Raw genomic sequence first — 21,941 nt, 5'->3', positions numbered from 1 at the left:
GTGGGTCGGGCAGGGCGCGGGGACGTGGCTTATTGCGCGGACATCGACGCTGCGCGGGCGCGCAGGGCGGCGGCGCGGGCGAGAAGCGCGTCGGTCTCAGCCTCGCTTTGCGCGATGGCTTCATCGTCAGGAGATTCAATTTGGGAACGGGGCACGAGGGTGGGCCACGGCGTATCTTCAGGCACCGGCGGCAGTGCGCTTCTGATGTCTTCGCTCGGGGAGCAGGCCGTGAGTGTTCCGCATGCGATCAGGATCGCAAGGGCGGCACGGTGCGACAGATGGCGGTGAAAGGGGGCGGGCGATATGCGCATGGATGTGATGCCCCCTTCGGGTTGGTTGCGGATTGGCGTGGTGCCGCGAGTGACGCGCGCGATGCACACCTTGGCGCGGACAGTAGCGAGCGCGCGCGGCGGGGGCAATGGGCGGAGCGCATCGAACGGCCAGTCTCGACCGCGCCCGCTTCCCCCTTGCCGTGCGGGCAGGCGGCAGGGTAGGGAGAACGCGAGACAGCCAAGGGAGTGCCGCTCGTGGACGATAATTTCTACCTCCATCCATCCCCCATCCGCCGCGTGTTCTCGGTGGCAATGATGGTAGGTCTGGGTGCGCTGTTGATCTACATCGCTATGAAAACGGGCGAGATGTCGGCGGGCTGGAAGGTTTTCATGCTGGTGGTCGGAGCAGGGGCGCTGGCGGTGTCCGCACGCTCATGGACCGCGACGCAGGCACATCTGGTTCTGACGCAGCAGGGGCTGGAGTTGAACACGGGCGAGGTCTTGTGCCGCATCGACGAGGTGCAAAAGGTCGAGCGCGGTGCCTTTGCCTTCAAGCCGTCGAACGGGTTCGTTGTGGTGCTCAAGTCTGGCGCGGGCGCAGGGAGCAAGGCGCGTGCATGGGCCCCTGGCCTCTACTGGCGGCTTGGTCGGCGGATCGGTATAGGTGGCGTGACACCCGCAGGCGAGGGCAAGGCGATGGCCGATATCCTCGCTTCCCGTGTGGCAAACCCTTCCTCGCCGATTGCTTGACCGAGCGCTATAAGGCCTGTGGGCCCGTTGAGCCTCGCTTCTGATGCAACTGATAGGACACAGAAAACCGCGCGCCTAACGGGGCGCGGTGTGATCTGCGATAAGAGGTGGTTTGGCGCGATCAGCCCCGACCGGAATCATCAAAGGCGACATGGGTGGCAAAGCGCGGCATCGACGAGATGATGTCGTAGAATTGCACCTTGTCGAGGCCGATAATCATCGGTGCGCTCCAATAGCGCATGGTTTCGACAACGATGGATTCATTGCCCGCCGACATGATCGGCAAACGGCCTTCGATAACTGCGAAATTGTCGTCGGTGAGGGGATCGAAGTCGCCTTTGGCGGTGGACCATTGCAGGACGTATTCGCCTGAGTCTTCGTCGCCATCTTCCTCGATCCATTTCACGGCCGAGACACGCACCGAGACGTCATAGTCGCGAGTGAGGAAGGTGTAGATGCCCTTCAACCCGTCGATGAATTCGGGTGTGACGGCGTCGGTTTGTCGTGTGACGTAATCGGCCAGCGTATAGGCGGCCTTGTTGGCCTGCGCTTTTGCCTCGAAGGCGGAGAAGTAGCAGTAGGAAAAGATCAGCGCCGTAAAGACGACGGGCACCGAGATGATCGCCTCGACGGACATGGACCCCTCGTCGGCGCGGTGGAAGCGGGCGCGGGCGGCTTTTACGCGGTTGATGACTGACAACATGGGCGGCCACCTTCCTTTAGGTGTTGGGTTCGTTGACGAAGGCTGCTGTGGCATACATCTGGTAGCCTGAGCCGGAGGACTTTTCGAGGCGCGAGGAGATCGTCGCCAGCGGCAGCACTGGCGAGACGTTCATACAGGCGCGCACCAGCATCAACTCGTTCTCGCCACCGTCTTGGAAGATAGTGTCGGGAATGGTGTTGGAGGCGCGGTCGATACATTCACCCGTCTTGTTGGGCATGTCGAAGTTGCGCGCGTCCACGGGCTCAAGGATGATGTGGATATTGTCGGAGCATCCACGCACGAACCGCGCATAGGTGCAGATCGAGAGGCGCACGTTTTCGGGCGTTACCGTGGGCATTGCACCCAGACGGATGTCGCGCACGGCGAGATCGAGGCCGCGCTGCATCATTGTGGAACTGACCGCGTAATAGCCCACCTCGTACCCGCCCATGAGCAACATCGCAAATGCGGGGAAGATCAGAGCGAATTCGACTGTGGCGGACCCCTCCTCGTCGCGCCGATGGCGGCGCAGGCGGCGGGTGAGACGTGACAGAATACTCATTGAACCAACCTCAATTCCGTAACTTTGGTCGCGATCGAGGCAAAGACATCGCTCAACTGTGCGCCATCGGCGTCGTGGTAGTGACTGTCAGAAGTTGCGCATTCTTTGAGCAGGGTGACGGAACTGTTTGGCGCTTCGAACCCGATGGTGAAGACGATGATGCCAGCGTCCTTGGCCGCTTGACAGGCGGTCAGCAGGCGCGTGTTCTTGGTGGTGCCCCCGATGGATTTACGAGTTTTGTTGATCCAGCTATTGTAGGTGGAGTTACTGTTGCCATTCGCATCGCGGCGCGCGTTGGCGTGCGATGTCACCGTGAACCGTGACCAAACCTCGGCCCATGTCAGCTGGCGGGCTTTGTCGCCGCCGTAAGGCTCGTCCTCGTAGAAGTAGCCTGTCTGGGGGACGTAGTAGCCTTCGACGTCATAGCAGTATTTCTTACCCCAGCTGTAATAGCACTCGCGGTCGCTGGACGGAAAGGACACGCGGTCGTTGTAGATGTAGAGATCGCTTAGCCCCTCGCGATAGGGATCGGGGATGTAGTACTGATTGGTGTTCATACCATCGGTCATCACCACCATTACCTTGAGGTTCGAGGCGGAGCGGTTGAGCGGGTGACCCGCCATCGATTGATCGACGACATTGTTCGTTGCGAGGTGCAAGCCGAGGGGGCGGTTGGACGGGTCTAGCACCGCCGCGCCCCACTTCACGCCGAGATCAATGGAGGTGTTCCCGTCGGTGGTGAGGTTCTTAATCTTGTTCGTCACAGCCGATTCCGAACGCGAGAAGAGCAGCGCGGTATTGCTGGAGGAGGGGTTACAGGTTTCGAGGCTGAGGCCCGAGTTGTAGCTGCGGTTGTAGAAAGGGTCGAAGTGCATGGTCTGCTCATAGTGGCGACCATCGTCGTTGTCCTTGAAGTAGAGCCCGTTGGAGGAGAAATCCTGCCCCTCGAAGTTGATACAGGCGGAGGTGTTATGCGCGTCGTCGATGTCGAAAGCGCCCAGCACGTCTTGGCCCACATTAACCTGGGTGGAATAGGGGACGACGGAAACCGCGATGTGATCGGGGTCCGAGTTGCCAAAGACGATCTCGGAGAACTTCTCGCCCGCGCTGCGCAGGTTGCTAATACGGCTGTAGTCACGCATCGAGCCTGACACGTCGAGGACCATGGCGATCTCGAGATCGGTAATCCCCTGCTGCGCTTTTGCGTGAGTGCCAAGTTCGAGTGTTTCGATGCCGACGAGTTTGAGGAAGAAGGTCGGCACGATGCCTTTGACTTCCGCGTAGATGGTACGCTGGTTGCCGTTACCTGTCTGTTGGACGTCGTTGAGGTATTCCCCGAGGCCCGCCTTTTCGAAGTAGTCGGTCACGACCTCTTCGGCATCGGCATTGGTGTCGAGGTTTGCTGCGGCGAGCACCGCGCGGTCGAGGGTGCCCTGCAATTCGGTGCGCAGCGCCTCGTGGCGCATCAGATCGACACCGATCCCTGCGAGGACAAAAATGATGAGAATGCTGAACAGGGAGAAGATCGCAAAGGATCCCTCCTCGTTGCGTGCGAAGCGACGATGGATATGACGAAGCGACAGGCGGCGACCGAATGGCCGGCGCTCCTGTTTCACGCCGTTATCGCGCTCTTTCCCCAAAGCGCGCGATTGCGTCCCAATAACCGACGCGGACGAGTATTCATTCTGCATAGCACCATTCCGCTCTTGCGTGAGGTGCCCCCAATCCCAGTTAACCCAGCGTAACACGGCAAGTGCGCGCACGTAGGGCTGGCCTGATTAATAGGTTAAAAGTTGATCCTGCGTAAAGGCTTAGTGGAATTATGGTCGCATTGCGGCAACAATACCCGCGTTCATGCGGGGTTTCGTTTCTATCCAGAACTGGCCGCCACATTTGCGCCACATTTGCGCGCCGAAGCCGCCACATTTGCCTCCATTTCGCCGCAAAGCGATTCTGCGGCACCGCGATTCTGTCGCGACATGGTTAATTTGGGATGAACGCGTGCCAGATTGCCGCGCGGCAGGGGCCATTTCCGCCCCGTTTAGCGCCCGCGATTGAGTGACGAGGAGCGCGCGCAATCGGCTGGACAGCGCAGGCGCGGAAGCGGATACTGCGCCCCATGTCGCTACCACCGGGATTCTTGGATGAACTACGCTCGCGCGTGTCGCTGGCCCAAGTGGTCGGGCGCAAGGTCGTGTGGGATCCGCGCAAGTCCAATCAGGGCAAGGGCGACATGTGGGCACCGTGCCCTTTCCATCAGGAAAAAACCGCGTCTTTCCATGTCGATGACAAGCAGGGCTTCTATTACTGCTTCGGGTGCCATGCGAAAGGGGACGCGATCGGTTTTGTGAAAGAGACCGAGAACGTCAACTTCATGGAGGCGGTGGAAATTCTGGCCCGCGAGGTGGGGATGCCCATTCCTGCACGCGACCCGCAAGCGCAGAAGAAGGCTGACCGCCGTTCCGAACTGGCGGAGGTTCTCGAAGCGGCGCAGCGATTTTTCAAAATGTCGCTGGCGCAGGCGGGCGGGGCGAATGCGCGCGCCTATCTCGACCGGCGGCAGATGCGCCCCGAGACACGTGAGCAATTTGAAATCGGCTATGCGCCCGCGGGCAATGCGCTTCTCGCCTATCTCAAGGATCAGGGCATTGACGACAAGACCGCCCATGAGGCGGGACTGGCAGGCAAGCCCGATGACGGGCGGGCGATGTATGACTTCTATCGCGACCGCATCATGTTCCCGATCCGTGATGCACGTGGTCGGCTGATCTCCTTTGGCGGGCGGGCGATGGACCCCAATGCGCGCGCGAAATATCTCAACGGCCCGCAGACGATCCTCTTCGACAAATCCCACGCGCTCTACAATCACGGTCCCGCACGGGTGGCCTGTGGTAAGGGTCAGACGCTGATCGTGGCCGAAGGCTATATGGATGTGATCGCGCTTTCGGAGGCGGGCTTTGGGGCGGCTGTGGCGCCTCTCGGCACCGCAGTGACCGACCACCAGTTGCAACTGATGTGGCGCATGGCGCAGGAGCCTGTGATCGCGCTCGACGGGGATCGCGCGGGGCTTCAGGCCGCTTACCGCGTGATTGATCTGGCCATGCCGCTCATTCAGGCGGGGCAGAGCCTGCGCTTTGCCGTGATGCCCGAAGGCACCGATCCCGACGAGTTGATTAAGGACAAGGGCGTCGAGGCGATGCAGGAGCAGCTTGATACCGCTCTGCCGATGGTGGCTCTGCTTTGGCGGCGGGAGACCGAGGGCAAGGTCTTTGACAGCCCCGAACGGCGCGCGGCGCTGGACAAATCCCTGCGCGATGCGATCCGCCCGATCACCGATCCGTCGATCAAGCGCCACTACGGCGAAATCCTCAAGGAGATGCGCTACGAGTTGTTCCGCCCCGCGGGCGGGCGTCCCGATAGCGGGCCCGCACCCCAGCAGGGTGGCTACTCGCGGCCACGGCGCGGCTCGGGCGGTGGCGGGCGTGGCGGCTGGGGCAAGCAACTGGCCATCCCAACCGAAGGGGTGAAATCATCGCGGCTGGTTGCGGGTGACGAGGGATTCGCGGACCTGATGCGCGAGGCTGTGATCCTTGCCACGGTGCTGCGCAATCCGAGCATGGCCGAGGTTTTTCTTAGCCAGCTTGAGCATCTTCTCCCCGAAAGTCCCGATCACGCGCAAATCCTTGATGCCATTGTGACGCGGGCGGATGCGGGGGAGACCCTGCGCGATGTGGTGACGGAGATGGTCGGGCGCGGCTCGATTGATCGCCTTTTCGCCCATCCCCATGTCCAGATCGCTCCGCCAGTGCGCAATCCAGATCCCGAGGTCGCGCAGGCCTGCCTCACCGAGGAGTTGGCGAAGATCAAGGCGCGGCGCGGTTATCAGGCCGAGTTGAGTGACGGGATCGTCGATCTGGTGGAAGCGGGCGATGAAAATGTGACTTGGCGCCTTTATCAGGCGGCGGAGGCACGCAACCGCGCGACCAAGGCCGAGGCCGAGGATCGCACCGAATTCGACATCGCCGACAATGGCGCTGAACTCAAACGCGACGAGCGCGACGCCTTTCGCGAATTGCTTGAGCGTCTCACGGGCGGCAGCAAGCCCCGCTGAGAGCGGGGGAGAATCGGTGCGAATCACCCGTCAGAGCCCGTGAGAGGATGCAACGGACGTTGCGATAAAGGCACGTGAACCCTTGTAATCCGAGCGCCAAGACGCAAATGCTAAGCGAATATGCGCTACTCGGGTGGCGAATCGGTGATTCGCGTGACATGATTCGCGCTGATCTGGGGCGGGCGATTGAGATCAATCGACTCGCAACGCCACGCGATAACGGCTCCGCGCCTTGTGAGCTACGGGGTCGCGGCGTGCGTATAGGGACGTATGAGGAGAGCCAGATGGCCGCCAAAGACAACGACGACGCCAAACGCGACGATCAGGACCAGGAAGAAATGCTCGATATGAGCCAGACCGCGGTCAAGAAGATGATCTCGGAGGCGCGTGAAAAGGGCTACATCACCTACGATCAACTCAACAAGGTACTGCCGCCTGATCAGGTGAACTCCGAGCAGATCGAGGACGTGATGTCGATGCTCTCGGAAATGGGCATCAATATTATCGAGGCTGAAGAAGCCGAAGAGGAAGAGGGCAAGGACGGCGCGACAGGCGGCGAATTGGTCGAGGCCAAGTCGAACCGCGACGTGACGCTTGCCTCCTCGGAGACCGAAAAGCTCGACCGCACCGATGACCCTGTGCGCATGTATCTGCGCGAAATGGGGTCGGTTGAATTGCTTTCCCGCGAGGGTGAGATCGCGATTGCGAAACGCATCGAGGCAGGCCGCAACACGATGATCGCAGGTCTGTGCGAAAGCCCGCTGACCTTTCAGGCGATTACGATCTGGCACGACGAGCTTCTGTCCGAGGACATTCTGCTGCGCGATGTGATCGACCTTGAGGCCACCTTTGGCACAGGGCTCGACGAGGACGAGGGCGAAGAACCCGTCGTCGGCGGCGCTGTGCAAACGGAGGCGGCCGCGAAACCCGCCGCCGAGAAGCAGCAGGAACTCGACGCGGACGGCAACCCGATTGCTTCCGATGATGACGATGACGACGATGAGGACGAACAGGCCAACATGTCGCTCGCCGCGATGGAAGCCGCTCTCAAACCGTCCGTTCTGCAAACGCTCGAACAGATTTCCAACGACTTTGCACGTCTCTCCGAGATGCAGGATCTGCGGATGTCGGCCACGCTCAACGAGGATGGAACATTCTCGAAAGCCGACGAGGAGGAGTATCAGAAACTGCGCTCCGAGATCGTCACTCTGGTCAACTCGCTGCATCTCCACAACAACCGTATCGAGGCGCTGATCGACCAGCTCTACGGTATCAACAAGCGCATCATGTCCATCGACAGCGGCATGGTGAAACTCGCCGACCAAGCGCGCATTAACCGCCGCGAGTTCATCGACGAGTATCGCGGTTCCGAGCTTGATCCGACGTGGCTTGAGCGGATGGATGCGAAAACGGGACGCGGTTGGCAGATGCTGATCGACCGTTTCTCTGACAAGGTTGAGGAATTGCGCGGCGAGATGGCGATGGTCGGCCAGTATGTCGGCGTCGACATTTCCGAATTCCGCCGCATCGTGGCACAGGTCCAGAAGGGCGAAAAAGAAGCCCGTCAGGCCAAGAAGGAAATGGTCGAGGCCAACCTGCGTCTCGTGATTTCCATTGCCAAGAAATACACCAACCGCGGTCTGCAATTCCTTGACCTCATTCAGGAAGGCAACATCGGCCTGATGAAGGCCGTGGATAAATTCGAATACCGGCGCGGCTATAAATTCTCCACCTATGCGACGTGGTGGATCCGTCAGGCGATCACCCGCTCGATTGCCGATCAGGCCCGCACCATCCGTATTCCGGTCCATATGATCGAAACGATCAACAAGCTGGTGCGGACTGGTCGTCAGATGCTCCACGAAATCGGTCGCGAACCGACGCCGGAGGAATTGGCCGAGAAGCTGCAAATGCCGCTCGAAAAGGTCCGCAAGGTGATGAAAATTGCCAAGGAGCCGATCTCTCTGGAAACGCCGATTGGCGACGAGGAAGATTCGCAACTGGGTGATTTCATCGAGGACAAGAACGCGATCCTGCCGCTCGACAGCGCGATCCAAGAGAACCTCAAAGAGACGACAACGCGCGTCTTGGCGAGCCTCACCCCGCGCGAAGAGCGGGTGCTGCGGATGCGCTTCGGTATCGGCATGAACACCGATCACACGCTCGAAGAGGTCGGCCAACAGTTCTCTGTGACCCGCGAACGTATTCGCCAGATCGAAGCGAAGGCCCTGCGCAAGCTGAAGCACCCCTCGCGATCTCGCAAGCTGCGGTCGTTCTTGGATCAGTAAAGATAGGAGCGCCTCCCGAAAGGGGGGCGTTTTTTGTGATATGAGTAATGCGATGGATAAACGGTTTCTTGCGCTTCATGTGATGCAAAGCATTCTTGACGCGAGTGAAGTTTTGATGGCTGTGGATCGTTTAGAGTTCGAGAATGGCAATGTGCTGGTTGCTACGCTCTACAATTCTCTTTTTCATACGATTTGCGCCGATTGGTGCAAGCTGTTCGGGAAATGGGAGGAAAAGCATCATTGGAAAAAACTAATTGATGAAAATGAGCATGAGAGATTTCGGTCAGAGCTCGAGAGCGGTCTGCAGCGCGCTCTTAAGTCAGATGCGCTAGGGCTCAAAACGTTCGAGCATGTATCGTATACAGACTTTCATACACTGGTAAGAGGCTACAGAGACAAGTTTGTTGCACACTTGGACCAACTAGAAGTCCTGAAAAAGCAACGTATTCCGTCACCACGTGCCCTAAGAGAGACCACGCTGTTGCTGTATTCAAAGATCTACAAAGATCTGGGAGGCGATAACGGGGTAAGAAATTTTGCTCACCCCGATCAGTTCTCTACCGAGATGATGTACAAAAAGGTTTCTGGCTTCCATAAGCTTTTGAAAAATGGGATTGAAAGCTAACGTTTCCCGATAGAAGCTTTGCGTTCTCATCAACGGGTCGTTTTGCACTGTGGCGTTTTGGGCGTGCCATTGGCTAAGTACATATCTCACCTCTCTTAGCCTTGAACTCCCCGCGCCATCCCGCCAAACTCAGCTTAAACAGGAGGTGCGCGAGATGGGGCTATTTTCCAAACTTTTCGGGGGCAAAGGGGACGCTTCGGGCGGGGGCAAGAAGGCGGCCGCTGAGGAGTATAATGGCTTCCTCATCTACCCCGAACCGATCAAAGACGCGGGCGGGTTTCGCGTTGCGGCTCGCATCGAGCGCGAGATTGATGGCGCGATGAAAACGCATCAGATGGTGCGCGCCGATACCATGGCGAGCGAAACTGAGGCGCGGGCGGAGAGCCTGCGCAAGGCTCAAGTTTTCATTGATCAGATGGGCGTGGGCATCTTCGACTGAGGGGCGCGTGGCACCCTCTTAGTCTTAAGACGACGCGTAATTTTGCGGGTAAAGCCGCCGAATATTGAAACCTTATTAACTCCACTGGCGTTTCTTGACTGAACACATGGTTCAGAAAGGCAACGCTATGACACATCGCCTCTTGGCACTCACGACTGTCTCTGCACTTCTCGCCGGGGTTTGCTTTGCCGCGCCGCCGTCCCTTTTCTCGCTATGCCACCCCGCCGAGCAGGCGCGGGAGATAATTGAGATACCTGTGCCTGCCGATGAGTTGGCGCGTTGTATTGCGACGCTCGATCAGGTCTTTCTCTCTCCCGTCGATGGTGCAGCGGTTGAGACCGTTTCGTTGGGCAGCGAGCACGCGCCCGTGGTGAAGTGTGTCATTGAGGGCGTCGCCACCTAAGCTTTATCACGCGTGCGCCTTCCGCTACTGTCCGCGTATGAGACATTCATTCACACACCGTCCGTTCGCCATAGCTGCCGTAGTGGTGTGCTCTGTATCTGCCGCTCACGCCACCTGCGCAGGCAATCAGGAACCGATCATGAATTGCACGGTGGCGGGGAAGGTCGTCGAGCTATGCCTCACGCCCAACGAAAACCGCGTCACCTACCGTTTTGGTCCCGCCGAGGCGCCCGAGATTGAGCTGACGCGCGACTTTGACGCGATCACAATGCAGCCATGGTCGGGGATCGGACGCGGGATTTGGGATATGGTGGAAATTCCCAACGGCGATTTCATCTATGAACTCCACTGGAACGCCGACAAGATCGACAGGACGGTTGTTGGAGGTGTGAATGTGCGGCGTGGTGAGGCGGTGCTTGCATCTGTTTCCTGCGATGCGGGCGGATATTTCGACTTTGATACGCTGATTTTTGCCATGCAGGACGCTGGCTTTTGTCGCTCGGACACGGTGGATCCGCTCAGCAAGGGGAGCTGTGAATGAGCCATTGCCAGTTCGAGATTTCGACGCGCGGGCCAGGGCTATACGAATTCACGACAGAAGTTGCGGCGTGGGTGGCGCAGCAGGATGCGGATGAGGCGGTGCTGACGTTGATCGTTCAGCACACCTCCGCCTCCCTTCTCATTCAGGAAAATGCGGACCCTGAAGTGCGCACGGATCTTCAGGCATTCTTCACCCGTCTTGTGCCGCCGACCACCGATCCCTCGATGCGCTATCTCACCCATACCTATGAGGGCCCCGACGATATGCCTGCGCATATCAAGTCGGCACTGCTTCCCACAACTTTACAAATTCCGATCATTTCTGGACGGATGTGCCTTGGCACGTGGCAAGGAATTTACCTTTTCGAACATCGGGACCATCCACACCTGAGACGCGTCGTGGCGATGATGCGCTAGTGCTGCCGCGCGGGTTGGAGGCAACACAACATATCGTTGTCAATTTTCCATCTACCCAAATTATGGGAGGCCCCCTATAGTGCCTGTGGATAAGTGGGGCGAAGACCCTACGGTGAGGCAGTAGAGAAGAAAGAGGGGAACTCCCTATGCGTTGTCCATTTTGTGGAAATTTGGATACCCAAGTGAAGGACAGTCGCCCCGCGGAGGATCACGTTGCGATCCGTCGGCGTCGGTTCTGTTCGGCCTGTGGAGGACGGTTCACGACCTATGAGCGGGTGCAGTTGCGCGATCTCGTGGTGGTGAAAACAAACGGACGGCGCGAAGATTTCGACCGTGACAAGCTGGAGCGTTCGATCCGTATCGCGGCGCAAAAACGTCCCATCGAACCCGAACGTCTGGACCAGATGATTTCGGGCATCGTGCGTCGTCTCGAAAGCATGGGCGAGACGGATATTCCGTCGAAAACCATTGGCGAGATCGTCATGGAAAGCCTCGCGCGGATCGACACCGTGGCCTATGTGCGCTTCGCTTCTGTCTACAAGAACTTTCAAGCGGCCGACGATTTTGACAAATTTGTCAGCGAGTTGCGTCCCGAACTTCCTCCCGAGGAGTAATCTCCGTGAGTGTTGACGTGGCCCACATGCGGCACGCGATCGCCCTTGCGCGGCGCGGGCTTGGTCGGACGTGGCCGAACCCTGCCGTGGGCTGCGTGATCGTGGCTGACGGGCGGGTTGTCGGGCGCGGGTGGACGCAGGACGGTGGGCGCCCCCATGCAGAACCCGTGGCGCTGGCGCAGGCGGGAGCATTGGCACGCGGCGCGACAGTTTACGTGACACTGGAGCCCTGTTCCCACCACGGCAAAACCCCGCCATGTTCCGAAGCTCTGATCGCGGCGGGCGTGTCGCGGGTTGTTGTGGCCTGTGGCGATCCTGACCCGCGCGTGAACGGGCGCGGCATCGCCATGCTCCGCGCGGCTGGGATTGCGGTGGAGACGGGGCTATGCGCGGATGAGGCGGCGGAGGTGCTCGACGGGTTTTTCCGACGTGTCAATGATGGTCGTCCGATAGTGACGTTGAAAATGGCGGCCTCTTGGGACGGGCGGATTGCCACCGCGACAGGAGAGAGCCAGTGGATTACGGGGCCGCATGCGCGGCGGCGTGTCCACGCAATGCGCGCTGATCATGATGCGGTTCTGGTGGGGGGGGGCACGGCGCGTGCTGATGATCCGAGCCTGACCGTGCGCGGTCTGGGAATAACGCGCCAACCCGTGCGGGTCGTGATGTCCCGCGCTCTGGATCTGCCGCTGACGGGAAAATTGGCGATGACGGCAGGCGAGGTGCCCCTGTGGGTCTTGCACGGACCAGGCGCCCCGCGTGAATTGGTCGAGGCCTGGACGGGGATTGGTGCGCGGCTTTTCGAGGTGCCTGTCACGCAGGGGCGGATTGATCCCTCCGCCGCTTTGGAAACGCTCGGCACGGCGGGGCTGACGCGGGTGTTTTGCGAGGGCGGCGGTGCGCTTGCGGGTGCGCTTCTGAAAGCCGATCTGGTGGATCGCGCGGCGCTGTTCTCGGCAGGTGTGGCCATCGGAGCGGACGGGCTTCCAAGTCTCGGGGCTATGGGGCTGGTGCATTTGTCGCAAGCACCACGTTTCGCTTTGTCCAGCGTTGAGAAAATCGGTGCCGATGTGCTGTCGCTCTGGACGCGGGCGCCCCGGACTACCTGATACTGTCGCGCAATTTCAGTAGTATTGAGAGCGCTTTGACGGCGATGCCGCTGCGTCCCTGCGTGTGGGTAGCGAGCATATCGAGGGCGCATTCGGGCGAGATCGCCGCGCCCGTTTCGGGATTGAAATACCGCGGATAGTCGATCAAGGCCGCATGGGCCAAAGCGTCGAGTGAGGGGCGTGCGGCGCGGCGTGCGGGCACTCGACCGAGGTCACGTGTCAGCCCCCAACCCGCGTAGAAGGGCGTGCCCGTCACCGTCACGTCCTTGCCCCTCAAGAGCGCCTCGAACCCCATCAGAGAAGTCATGGTCCAGACATGGTCACAAGCGTCGATCAGCGTCAGCGGGTCGGCATTTCGGGCGACGATATCGGCCTTGGACGCGAGGGGAGTAAGCGCGCCCTTGCGCAGGCCTTTTTCCACATCGGGATGGGGTTTGAAGACGATCACAGCATCGGGATGCGCGGCGCGCGCGGCGTCGAGTAGGGCGGCGTTGGTGGCGATTTCTCCCGCGCCGAGGCGGATGGAGGCGTCATCTTCGACCTGTCCCACAACAAGGATTTTCTCGCCATCGGGGAGGGGCTCTGTCGTGGATGCCTCAAGGTTATACTTGCTCAGTCCAAGCGCGTGCAGGTGGGTGAGAAAGGCACGGATACGGCGTGCGGCGTGATCGGGCAGAGTTTCGCGCGCGGTGATCAACTTCTCAAGGCGGCTGGCGCGGGTCGGGTCGAAGTAAATCCCGAGGTCGTCGACCACCAGCGAAACGGGTGGCACCAAAGCGGCGCCGAGGCCCTTGGAGCGCAGGAAGCCGTCCTCAACACGCAGATCGGCGGCGGGGTCCATGCCCCATGCCATGTGGCGCGCGCCAAAGGCCTTCGCGGCGGCGACCGTATCGGGGCGGTCGGAAATCGTTGCGGAGTTGCGCCCGAAATAGCGCCGCATGAACTGGTGCTTCCAGCGTGCCAGCCCCGTGATCACATAGCCATCGCTGTCCTGTCGGGCGGCGCGGTGGCGGGCCTCGGCAATGGCCATGGCGTGTTCAAACTCGATTTGCGTGCCCGTGTCGGGGTGAAACCAGAGGGCCTGCTCGATCATTGCGGCGGCAAAGAGTTGCGCGCGGGTAAGGTTGCGCCCGCGATAGGGCGAGGGATTTTCGTCCTGTGTCAGCCCCCAACCCGCATACCACGGCGTCCCGAAGACGCGCGGGCGGTGTCCTGCGAGAAGGGCGCAAAACCCTGCCTCGGCGCTGTGGGTATAGACGGCGGTAGCGCGTTCGAAGAGGGGCCACGGGTTTGCCGTTGCGGGCAAGAGCGTGACGTTCGGGCCTGCGTCCTCCTCGGTGAAATGGCCGTTCTCGGCGGTGAGGATCACGACATGGGCGTTAAGGAGCTCGGTGCGCGCAAAGATGAGGATTTCGCGTAGGTCGGCGCTGCTGTTACCAGAAGTTCCAAGGCGCGCGTCGTCTTTGCTCTGATCCAAAAGTAGCACAAATGGAACATTTGGAAGCGCGTCGTCGCTATGATCGGTTGAAAACTTGTGAATTTGCGATGTTACCCACCATTCGATGCCCGCGCGGGCGCGATCCAGAAGGGCGGTATCGTCGAGTGGCGCTTCGCGCAGTGCAGCTTCGAATTCGGAACGTTCCGCGCCATCGAGAGGATTGGCGGTGCCATCTGTCCAGACACCGAATGCACAGCCATCGGCCCAGAGCGGCGCGGCACCGAGCCATGCTGCGCTTTGCGCGCGCGGATGGGTGACGACGGCGCGGCGCAGGGCGGCATTGGAGGGGGCGGTCAGTGCGGCGTCAAACGCACCACGCCCCGCGACATTTGGCGGGGCGTCGTGTTTGTCGGACATGGGGAGGTCAGCTTCCGCCGAGATCGCCAGCCGCCGTTGCCAGACCATCGGCGGAGTTGATCGTTCCAGTGATCGCGCCGAGCGTTTTCTGCCACTGCACGAAGGGTGCTTCGGTCACGTAGACGGTATCGCCATCGCGCACGAGGAAGTCGCGAGCGAGGAACAGCCCATTGGGCTCGGTGAGGTTGAGGACGTAAACGAGACGCTGGGTGCCCACAATGTCGTCGCGGCCAAGCACCTGTTTGGCCAGCTCTTCGCCTTCGTTGCGGAAGATGAAGACACCCGTGGGATCTGCCGAATTGGTGCGCAGACCGCCCACACGGGCGATGGCCTCAAGCGCGGAGAGGGTGCGGCTTTCGAAGGGCACCACGGTTTGCGCGCCTGTCGCGCCGAGCGCGGTAAACTCGCGCGGGTCGGCCTCGACAAGGATGCGGTCGCCGCCACGCAGCGGGATGTCGTATTTCGGATTGTCGAAGATATCCTCATACCAGACCGTGCCAGTATGGCCGCCGCGCACGACCTTGATGCGGGCGGTTTCGGGTTCGACGGAGACACCACCAGCGGCGGCAAGCATGGCCGAAAGGGTGCGTGTGGGGCGTTCAATCGGATAGATGCCACGGCCGTTGATGCGGCCCGCGACGGTAACGGTCGCGCCATCGCCTGCGACGCGCGAAACGAGAACCTGCGGGTCGGGGGTCTGGGTGTTGAGCTTTTCGGTGATGATGCGGCGGATGGCTTCGGGGCTGTTGCCCGCAGCCTTGATCCGTCCCGCATAGGGCACGAAGATGAAACCCGCACCGTCTACCTGCACTTCGGAAAGCACGGTGGCGTTGGCACCTTGATTGGCAAGAAGGCCGTCATCGACGTTTTCCCAGATCGTCAGCGAGAGCGTGTCGCCCGCCGAGATCGTGTCGGAGCCGACGAGGCCCGCGTTGATGAACTCCGACGAGAAACCAAGGCTTTGCGTGATGGCGGTCGCGGCGGTGACGCGGTCGGTGACGGAGATGATGAAGGCATCACCCTCCTGCAAAACCGATCCGGAGAAAATCTCGCGCTTGTTGGGCCCCGAACGGGGCAGGCCACAGGCGGAAATGCTCGCCACCAAGGCTGCGGCGATCACGACACGGGCCGTGCGCGTTGTAAGGAATTTCACTGCTCTGTTCCTCTTCATGCTTTTTGCAAGCTTTTCAGGACAGATAGACGATTTGAACGCAAAAATCCAGTCGCGCGGGGGCTGGCGGGCGCGGGGCGCAGACAACTGTTGCGCAGGGGTCGCGTGTGGAAGGGCGGCGGGCAGGGGATGTGGTGGGCGTGTGCAGGCGCACGAAATATGGGGGCGCGGAGCCTACCTTATGAGGCGCACAGGCTGGCGCGGCGGCGCTTTCCCGCTGATCAACGCCTCGTAAGGGCCACGCTCGGCCAACATCATGTCGACGACGAGGCGAAGAAGTTGGCGCCGTCCGCGTGCGGAATAATAGCCACCAGGCACCTGACTGGTCTCCAGAAGGAACTGGCGGAAATCGCGATAGGCACGCGTGTCGGGGCGGTCGGGGGCGGCGAAGAACTCGTCGAGAGGCTGGCGGGAAACAAACTCGGGCTTGTCATAGACCGCAGTACCGAAAGCGCGCAGCGGCAGGCCGCGTGAAAGCACCTGTTGTCCAGATGTGGAATTGACGGTGACGGCGGAGCGGGCGTAGTTCAGCAGGCCCGCGAGCTTGCCCCCGCGCACGAAATGCACACGCTTCTCGATCCCGTGGCTGCGCGCGATGCGCCGCATTTCGGCCACCAGATCGCGGCGGTCGTTTTCGAGCGGATGGGCTTTGAACACGAGGTGGTGGTGGCGCGGTGCGCCCTTGGCAAACCCTGCGATCACGTCGGACATGAACTCGGGCATCGAGGTGTAGGGCGAATGCACCTGAAAGCTTGCGTCGTGTTCGAGTTGAAGCAAGGCAATGTGGAACGGGTGGCCTGAATTGCGAATGCGCCACGTGCGCCAACGACGCGACATGCGGTGCAGCGGCATCATCAGCAACCGTTTGAAATAGAGCGAAAATTCTTTTGACACGGGCAGGTCGCGGTGGCCGCGGAAATGTTTGAATGCGCCGTTTCGGAACATCACGAACCAATGGTAGAGGGCGCCGTAGAAGATGTGCTGACGCATGTCGCCCCAATGGTCGGGCGGTTCGATATTGTCGGTTTCGATGGTCTCCAGCGCGGCGCGCATATCGGCCACTGTCAGCTCCATCAGCGCGGAATTTCCGTTGGAGCCATCGCGTTCATAGGTAACCCAGAAGGGGCGGATATAGCCCTCTTCGAAGACATGGATGCGCAGGCCGAGTGCGCGGGCTTTTTCCACGGCCATGGCGTGCATCGGGCGGGGGTCGCCGTAGAGAACGATGTCGGTGACGCCCTTGTCCGCGACGATCTGCGCAAAGGTGTCGGGCCATTCCTCCGGCGTTCCTAGATAGGGCAGGAAGGTCTTGGGATCGAACCAGAAGGCACGGTCGCCTGCGTTGAACCCCGCGCGCCAAACCTCGGCACCCGCTGCTCGCAGCATTTTGCCCAACTGCCAGAAGAACGGCCCGTGCGGACCCTGTAGCATCAAGAAGACGCGGGCCGAGGCGGGAGGGGCAGCGATTTGGGTAGCCTGCGTGGTCATGTGCCGTGGGCCGTCCTTTGTTCATGGGTGCGCCGTCAGATCGGGGCGCGACGAGGTTAACTCAGCACTCGTTAACGCCACTTTCGGGCCAATTTATGACGGACCACACATAGCCCTAAAGGTGCGCGGTGACGCGGTTTTAGCGCAGAGCGAGGCACAAATCCATATCGTGCTGGCTTGTAAGGAAGAAAAGACCGCATTAGGTCTGTGGCGAAACCGCAAACAGGAGCATGCGATGTTTACTGGAATCATCACCGATGTCGGTGTCGTTTTGGAGCTGGAACAGCGCGGCGATTTGCGGGCGCGGATCGGCACCTCTTATGACGTGAACGGGATCGACATTGGCGCATCCATTGCCTGTGACGGTGTGTGCCTGACGGTGGTGGCTTTGGGCGACACGCCGCAGAACTGGTTCGATGTAGAGATCTCCGCCGAGAGCGTGAACAAGACCAACATCGGGCGCAATGCATGGTTTGTAGGACGCAGGATCAACCTCGAACGCGCGCTCAAGCTGGCCGACGAATTGGGCGGTCATATCGTGTCGGGTCACGTCGATGGCGTGGCCGAGATCGTCGGCATGGAAGGCGAGGGTGACAGCACGCGGTATACCTTCGAAGCGCCTGCCGAGCTGGCACGGTATATCGCTGAAAAAGGATCGGTGGCCCTCAATGGCACGTCGCTGACCGTCAACGAGGTTGAGGGCAGCCGTTTCGGCGTCAACATCATTCCCCATACCAAGGACGTCACCACATGGGGAGACGCCTCGGTTGGTGACGCGGTGAACCTCGAAATAGACACGCTGGCCCGTTATGTCGCGCGGCTCAAAGCATTCGAAGCGTGAGTGACGCGGGCGGAGAGCAGCCGTCCATCCGCATATCTTGGTGCATGGGCGCACGGGTGATACGTGCGGTCGCACTTTCCAAATCCGTGCCGAAGAGGTAACGGAGAGGGCGCAACGAAGGAAGGCCCGATATGACCGACGCGAATGAGCATTACAAACCCGCAATTTCCTCCATCGAGGAGATCATCGAGGATGCGCGCAACGGGCGCATGTTCATTTTGGTCGATCATGAGGATCGCGAGAACGAAGGTGACCTGGTGATCCCCGCGCAGATGGCGACCCCCGAGGCGATCAACTTCATGGCGACCCACGGGCGCGGGCTGATCTGTCTTGCGATGACGGGAGAGCGCATTGATGCGCTCGGTCTGGAGATGATGGCGGCGAACAACTCCAGCCGCCACGAAACCGCCTTCACGATTTCCATCGAAGCGAAAGAAGGTGTCTCAACAGGCATCTCCGCACATGACCGTGCGCGCACCGTGGCCGTTGCCATTGACCCCTCCAAGACCGCCGAGGATATTGCGACGCCGGGTCATGTCTTCCCGCTGCGCGCGCGCGATGGCGGTGTACTTGTGCGGGCGGGGCACACGGAAGCGGGTGTCGATATTTCCCGTCTGGCGGGGCTGATGCCTGCCGCCGTGATCTGCGAGATCATGAACGAAGACGGCACCATGTCGCGCCTGCCCGAACTGGTGGGTTTCGCACAGAAACACAATATCAAGATCGGCACGATCTCCGATCTGATCGCCTATCGTCGACGCCACGACAATCTTGTGACCCGCACCACCAACAAGACGGTCACATCGGCCTTCGGTGGCGCGTGGGACATGCAGATCTACACCGACGACTTGCAGGGCGCCGAACATATCGTTCTGTCCAAGGGCGATCTTGCGGGGGACGAACCTGTTCTGGCGCGGATGCATGCGCTCAACCCGCTGGAGGATGTGCTCGGTATCGGGCGGACCTCGCGGGAAATCGAAGGCGCGATGGAATTGATCGCACGCGAAGGGCGCGGCGTCGTAGTGCTTCTGCGCGACATCACGATGAAACTGATCGCGGACGAACATGCCTCGCCGCAGACCCTGCGCCAATATGGTTTGGGTGCGCAGATTCTGGCGGCTCTGGGCCTGTCCAAACTGGAACTGGTGACGGACAACCCGCAGCCGAAGGTGGTCGGGCTTGAAGCCTATGGCCTTGAAATCGTCGGCACCCGCAAGATTTCCGAGGAGGGCTAAGATATGGCCGCGAATGAAGCTCATTACACTCTGGACCTGCCCACATTCGACAAGCCCGTGAAGGTGCTGATCGTCGTGGCGCCCTATTACAAGGACGTGGCCGACGAGTTGGTTGCAGGTGCCAAGGCCACCATCGAGGCGGCTGGCGGTACGTGGGATCTCGTTGAGGTGCCCGGAGCGCTTGAAGTGCCAACGGCGATTGCCATTGCCGAACGCATGTCCAACTTCGACGGTTACGTGGCTCTTGGCTGTGTGATCCGTGGCGAGACGACCCATTACGACACCGTGTGCAACGACAGTTCGCGGGCTCTGACCCTCATGGGGTTGCAGGGGCTTTGTATCGGCAATGGCATCCTGACTGTCGAGAACAAGGCGCAGGCCGACGTGCGCGCCGAGGCAGCGGGTCAAAACAAAGGTGGTGGTGCGGCGGCTGCGGCCTTGCATCTCGTCGCGCTTTCGCGCAAATGGGCGGCTCCCCGCGATAACGTGGGGTTCCATTCCGACGCGATCCGCATGGCGGGCGAGACCACAGGACCCGAAACCGCATGAGCGAGCCAAAGACCCCCAGCAAACGTGACATGAAAAGCGCCTCCCGCCTTTACGCGGTGCAGGCGCTGTTCCAGATGGAAATGTCGGATGCGACGGTGGATAAGGTCCGCCGCCAGTTCTACGACCATTTCTTCGGTCTGGTGACGGAAGAGGAGGGCGAGTTCATCGAAGGAGATGTGGACAGCTTCCACGACATCACCGAAACCGCCGTCACCAATCAGGCGAAGATCGACCAGATGACCGACCGTGCGCTGGTGGCGAAATGGCCGATCGCGCGGATCGACAGCACCCTGCGTGCGCTCTTCCGCGCTGCGGGTGGTGAGTTGGTGGCGGGAAAGACCCCGCCCAAGGTCGTGATCGTGGAATTTGTTCAGGTCGCACAAGCCTTCTACCCTGATGGCCGCGAGCCGAAATTCGTCAACGCCGTGCTTGATCACATGGCACGCGAAGCGCATCCCGAAGCCTTCTAAGGCCGCACCTGCGACCATTCGCGGTCTGGCATCGCTCCAAGGCGGTGCTATCCTCTCCTCAAACGTGCATCGTTATCGGGGAGCCTGTCGTGCCCAAACTGGTCAAACTTTATATCACTCAAACGCTGATCGGCTTTGCCGTGGCCGCGGCTTTCGTGGTGGCCTTGCTCTATTTCAACGTCGGCAACCTCTGGCATCTCGTCACGCATACCGAGGGCGGTGCGATTGCTGTGGTGATTCTCTGGGCTGCGAATGGCATCGTGTTTTCGGGGGTTCAGTTTGGCATGACGATCATGCGCATGGCGGAAACGGGTGAGGATGGCGACCAAGGTGGGAAGCGGGACACAATCCCGGTTCACGCCACACCTGTTGCTATTCCCGTGCCCGTCGAGACGCGGCCCGCCGAGGCGGGGCGCCGCTAGTCCGACAGCTATCTATCAAAGTGGGAAAGGGTGACGGGGGACCGCAGCAGCCGTAGCAGCGCGTTGCTCCCGAAGCCTGATATATCAGGTGGGCGCCAGGTAACTGGACCAGGATCCAGACAGAGCCAGCTCCCTTTCGGGTGTTTAAGGCCACCAGAGACTTGCGCCCATATGTACGAACCGAGCAGATCCCGTCACTGGTCTAGGTAAGCCGTTCATGGGGGCGCGACAAGGGGGCGTCGCTCAGATTGGCAAATAGAGTGAGCAGGACGAGATCGTCGTCGGGGGAATGCCCGCGCTCAAGGTTCCATGAAATCGACAAAGCGCAATGGGCAAAGGCCCATTGCTTGAGCCGCGCCGCGTTCAACCCTGTCGCTTTGGCAAAGGTCTCCGCATAGGCGTGAAACCGCTCGGGCCGTGCGCAGTCTTCTTCCAACCCTTCAGGGTTTCGGAAGGCATTGGCGAATTCGTAATGTGGATCGCCGTTAATGCCCTTGGGGTCGATTGCCGCCCATCCCCGTGTTCCGCGCATAATGTTGTCGTGATGCAGGTCGCCATGCAGGAGGCGTTGCTCGGTGGTGGTGTCGAGCAGGTGCCGGAACATCGACCGCGCCGCCTCGAAGGTCGCGCGGTGGCGCGCGGGAAAGAGCGTGGGCGATGCCATCAGCAGTGCCGCACCATAGGTCTCGATATCAGGGAAGCGCGGATCAGACGGTTGGGCGAGGGACATTGCTACCTGCGCCAGTTCTGCCGCCGCAGCCAAATCATCTCCGTCCCGCGCAATATCGCCCAAAAGCGGCCCGTCCAAATACTCCATCAGTTGCGCCCGCCCGTCCACACTCGCATCCAGCAGGCGCACTGCGCCACGACCGTCCCAAATCCGCAGCAGGTCGGCGGCGCGGGCCTCGTTGGCCGCCATGCCTTCATCAGTGAGCAGTTTCAGAACCGCCACGTCGCCGCGCCATTGAACACGCCAAAGGTCCGCGCGCGGCGTTTGCGCAAGCCGCGTCGGGTCGGTGGCCTCAAAGCGGGCAAGGGCGGTGGTCAATTCCATCGCGCCACTATGTTCGTGAGGGG

General features: G+C 60.6%; 23 protein-coding genes. 15 read left to right on the top strand and 8 right to left on the bottom strand.

Annotation, left to right across the window (positions count from 1 at the left end; genetic code table 11):
* Positions 1 to 29 precede the first annotated feature (29 nt).
* On the bottom strand, positions 30 to 551 hold the full coding sequence (locus ACN0SC_RS12115; RefSeq protein WP_417249937.1) for a hypothetical protein: 522 nt from the start codon (positions 549 to 551) through the stop codon (positions 30 to 32).
* Here ACN0SC_RS12115 and ACN0SC_RS12110 point away from each other — a divergent pair.
* Positions 528 to 1,022: a hypothetical protein gene (locus tag ACN0SC_RS12110; protein WP_417249936.1), complete on the top strand. Its 495-nt coding sequence runs from the start codon at positions 528 to 530 to the stop codon at positions 1,020 to 1,022. The genes ACN0SC_RS12115 and ACN0SC_RS12110 overlap by 24 nt on opposite strands.
* A gap of 121 nt (positions 1,023 to 1,143) precedes the next feature.
* On the opposite strand, the gene ACN0SC_RS12105 is transcribed toward ACN0SC_RS12110, so the two are convergent.
* The 3 genes from ACN0SC_RS12105 to ACN0SC_RS12095 are packed head-to-tail and all read right to left on the bottom strand — an operon-like array spanning position 1,144 to position 3,903.
* Entirely contained in the window at positions 1,144 to 1,725 is a 582-nt protein-coding gene (locus ACN0SC_RS12105) for a TadE/TadG family type IV pilus assembly protein (protein WP_417249935.1), read from the bottom strand.
* A 16-nt stretch (positions 1,726 to 1,741) separates the two neighbouring features.
* Entirely contained in the window at positions 1,742 to 2,287 is a 546-nt protein-coding gene (locus ACN0SC_RS12100; RefSeq protein ID WP_417249934.1) for a TadE/TadG family type IV pilus assembly protein, read from the bottom strand.
* Entirely contained in the window at positions 2,284 to 3,903 is a 1,620-nt protein-coding gene (locus ACN0SC_RS12095) for a pilus assembly protein TadG-related protein (protein ID WP_417249933.1), read from the bottom strand. The genes ACN0SC_RS12100 and ACN0SC_RS12095 overlap by 4 nt, the downstream gene beginning before the upstream one ends.
* Before the next feature lie 503 nt (positions 3,904 to 4,406).
* Here ACN0SC_RS12095 and dnaG point away from each other — a divergent pair.
* From dnaG to ribD, 9 genes are all read left to right on the top strand, one after another.
* The gene (gene dnaG / locus ACN0SC_RS12090) at positions 4,407 to 6,398 is read left to right on the top strand and encodes a DNA primase (RefSeq protein ID WP_417249932.1); all 1,992 of its coding nucleotides are present in this window, start codon (positions 4,407 to 4,409) and stop codon (positions 6,396 to 6,398) included.
* A gap of 284 nt (positions 6,399 to 6,682) precedes the next feature.
* Positions 6,683 to 8,686: an RNA polymerase sigma factor RpoD gene (gene rpoD / locus ACN0SC_RS12085; RefSeq protein ID WP_417249931.1), complete on the top strand. Its 2,004-nt coding sequence runs from the start codon at positions 6,683 to 6,685 to the stop codon at positions 8,684 to 8,686.
* A 52-nt stretch (positions 8,687 to 8,738) separates the two neighbouring features.
* Complete coding sequence (locus tag ACN0SC_RS12080) at positions 8,739 to 9,311, top strand: hypothetical protein (RefSeq protein WP_417249930.1); 573 nt, start codon at positions 8,739 to 8,741, stop codon at positions 9,309 to 9,311.
* A 154-nt stretch (positions 9,312 to 9,465) separates the two neighbouring features.
* The gene (locus tag ACN0SC_RS12075) at positions 9,466 to 9,750 is read left to right on the top strand and encodes an HlyU family transcriptional regulator (RefSeq protein WP_417249929.1); all 285 of its coding nucleotides are present in this window, start codon (positions 9,466 to 9,468) and stop codon (positions 9,748 to 9,750) included.
* Between the two features lie 127 nt (positions 9,751 to 9,877).
* A complete protein-coding gene (locus ACN0SC_RS12070; protein ID WP_417249928.1) occupies positions 9,878 to 10,153 on the top strand; it encodes a hypothetical protein in 276 nt (91 codons plus the stop codon).
* Positions 10,154 to 10,292: 139 nt separating this feature from the next.
* A complete protein-coding gene (locus ACN0SC_RS12065) occupies positions 10,293 to 10,694 on the top strand; it encodes a hypothetical protein (protein ID WP_417249927.1) in 402 nt (133 codons plus the stop codon).
* Positions 10,691 to 11,110, top strand: a complete 420-nt coding sequence (locus ACN0SC_RS12060; RefSeq protein ID WP_417249926.1) for a secondary thiamine-phosphate synthase enzyme YjbQ — start codon at positions 10,691 to 10,693, stop codon at positions 11,108 to 11,110. The genes ACN0SC_RS12065 and ACN0SC_RS12060 overlap by 4 nt, the downstream gene beginning before the upstream one ends.
* 146 nt (positions 11,111 to 11,256) lie before the next feature.
* Positions 11,257 to 11,724: a transcriptional regulator NrdR gene (gene nrdR / locus ACN0SC_RS12055; RefSeq protein WP_417249925.1), complete on the top strand. Its 468-nt coding sequence runs from the start codon at positions 11,257 to 11,259 to the stop codon at positions 11,722 to 11,724.
* Positions 11,725 to 11,750: 26 nt separating this feature from the next.
* Positions 11,751 to 12,833 (top strand): bifunctional diaminohydroxyphosphoribosylaminopyrimidine deaminase/5-amino-6-(5-phosphoribosylamino)uracil reductase RibD, encoded by a 1,083-nt coding sequence (gene ribD, locus ACN0SC_RS12050; protein WP_417250057.1) that lies wholly within the window; start codon positions 11,751 to 11,753, stop codon positions 12,831 to 12,833.
* On the opposite strand, the gene ACN0SC_RS12045 is transcribed toward ribD, so the two are convergent.
* The 3 genes from ACN0SC_RS12045 to ACN0SC_RS12035 form a co-directional block, all read right to left on the bottom strand.
* On the bottom strand, positions 12,826 to 14,688 hold the full coding sequence (locus ACN0SC_RS12045) for a capsular polysaccharide biosynthesis protein (RefSeq protein WP_417249924.1): 1,863 nt from the start codon (positions 14,686 to 14,688) through the stop codon (positions 12,826 to 12,828). The two genes, ribD and ACN0SC_RS12045, sit on opposite strands and share 8 nt — an antisense overlap.
* Before the next feature lie 7 nt (positions 14,689 to 14,695).
* Positions 14,696 to 15,841: a polysaccharide biosynthesis/export family protein gene (locus ACN0SC_RS12040; protein ID WP_417249923.1), complete on the bottom strand. Its 1,146-nt coding sequence runs from the start codon at positions 15,839 to 15,841 to the stop codon at positions 14,696 to 14,698.
* Positions 15,842 to 16,033: 192 nt separating this feature from the next.
* A complete protein-coding gene (locus ACN0SC_RS12035) occupies positions 16,034 to 17,347 on the bottom strand; it encodes a capsule biosynthesis protein (RefSeq protein ID WP_417249922.1) in 1,314 nt (437 codons plus the stop codon).
* Between the two features lie 235 nt (positions 17,348 to 17,582).
* Here ACN0SC_RS12035 and ACN0SC_RS12030 point away from each other — a divergent pair, with 235 nt between their 5' ends.
* From ACN0SC_RS12030 to ACN0SC_RS12010, 5 genes are all read left to right on the top strand, one after another.
* Complete coding sequence (locus tag ACN0SC_RS12030) at positions 17,583 to 18,188, top strand: riboflavin synthase (RefSeq protein ID WP_417249921.1); 606 nt, start codon at positions 17,583 to 17,585, stop codon at positions 18,186 to 18,188.
* Between the two features lie 131 nt (positions 18,189 to 18,319).
* On the top strand, positions 18,320 to 19,423 hold the full coding sequence (ribB, locus tag ACN0SC_RS12025; RefSeq protein WP_417249920.1) for a 3,4-dihydroxy-2-butanone-4-phosphate synthase: 1,104 nt from the start codon (positions 18,320 to 18,322) through the stop codon (positions 19,421 to 19,423).
* 3 nt (positions 19,424 to 19,426) lie between these two features.
* Positions 19,427 to 19,972: a 6,7-dimethyl-8-ribityllumazine synthase gene (locus ACN0SC_RS12020; protein ID WP_417249919.1), complete on the top strand. Its 546-nt coding sequence runs from the start codon at positions 19,427 to 19,429 to the stop codon at positions 19,970 to 19,972.
* The gene (gene nusB, locus ACN0SC_RS12015) at positions 19,969 to 20,442 is read left to right on the top strand and encodes a transcription antitermination factor NusB (protein WP_417249918.1); all 474 of its coding nucleotides are present in this window, start codon (positions 19,969 to 19,971) and stop codon (positions 20,440 to 20,442) included. The genes ACN0SC_RS12020 and nusB overlap by 4 nt, the downstream gene beginning before the upstream one ends.
* Before the next feature lie 89 nt (positions 20,443 to 20,531).
* Positions 20,532 to 20,864, top strand: a complete 333-nt coding sequence (locus ACN0SC_RS12010) for a hypothetical protein (protein ID WP_417249917.1) — start codon at positions 20,532 to 20,534, stop codon at positions 20,862 to 20,864.
* 202 nt (positions 20,865 to 21,066) lie between these two features.
* Here the strand turns inward: ACN0SC_RS12010 and ACN0SC_RS12005 are convergent, their stop codons facing one another.
* Complete coding sequence (locus ACN0SC_RS12005) at positions 21,067 to 21,918, bottom strand: aminoglycoside phosphotransferase family protein (protein ID WP_417249916.1); 852 nt, start codon at positions 21,916 to 21,918, stop codon at positions 21,067 to 21,069.
* Positions 21,919 to 21,941: the final 23 nt, after the last annotated feature.

It is taken from the genome of Celeribacter sp. (genome assembly GCF_048261515.1).
Lineage (GTDB): Bacteria > Pseudomonadota > Alphaproteobacteria > Rhodobacterales > Rhodobacteraceae > Celeribacter.
This window is presented reverse-complemented; position numbering and strand designations above follow the sequence as displayed.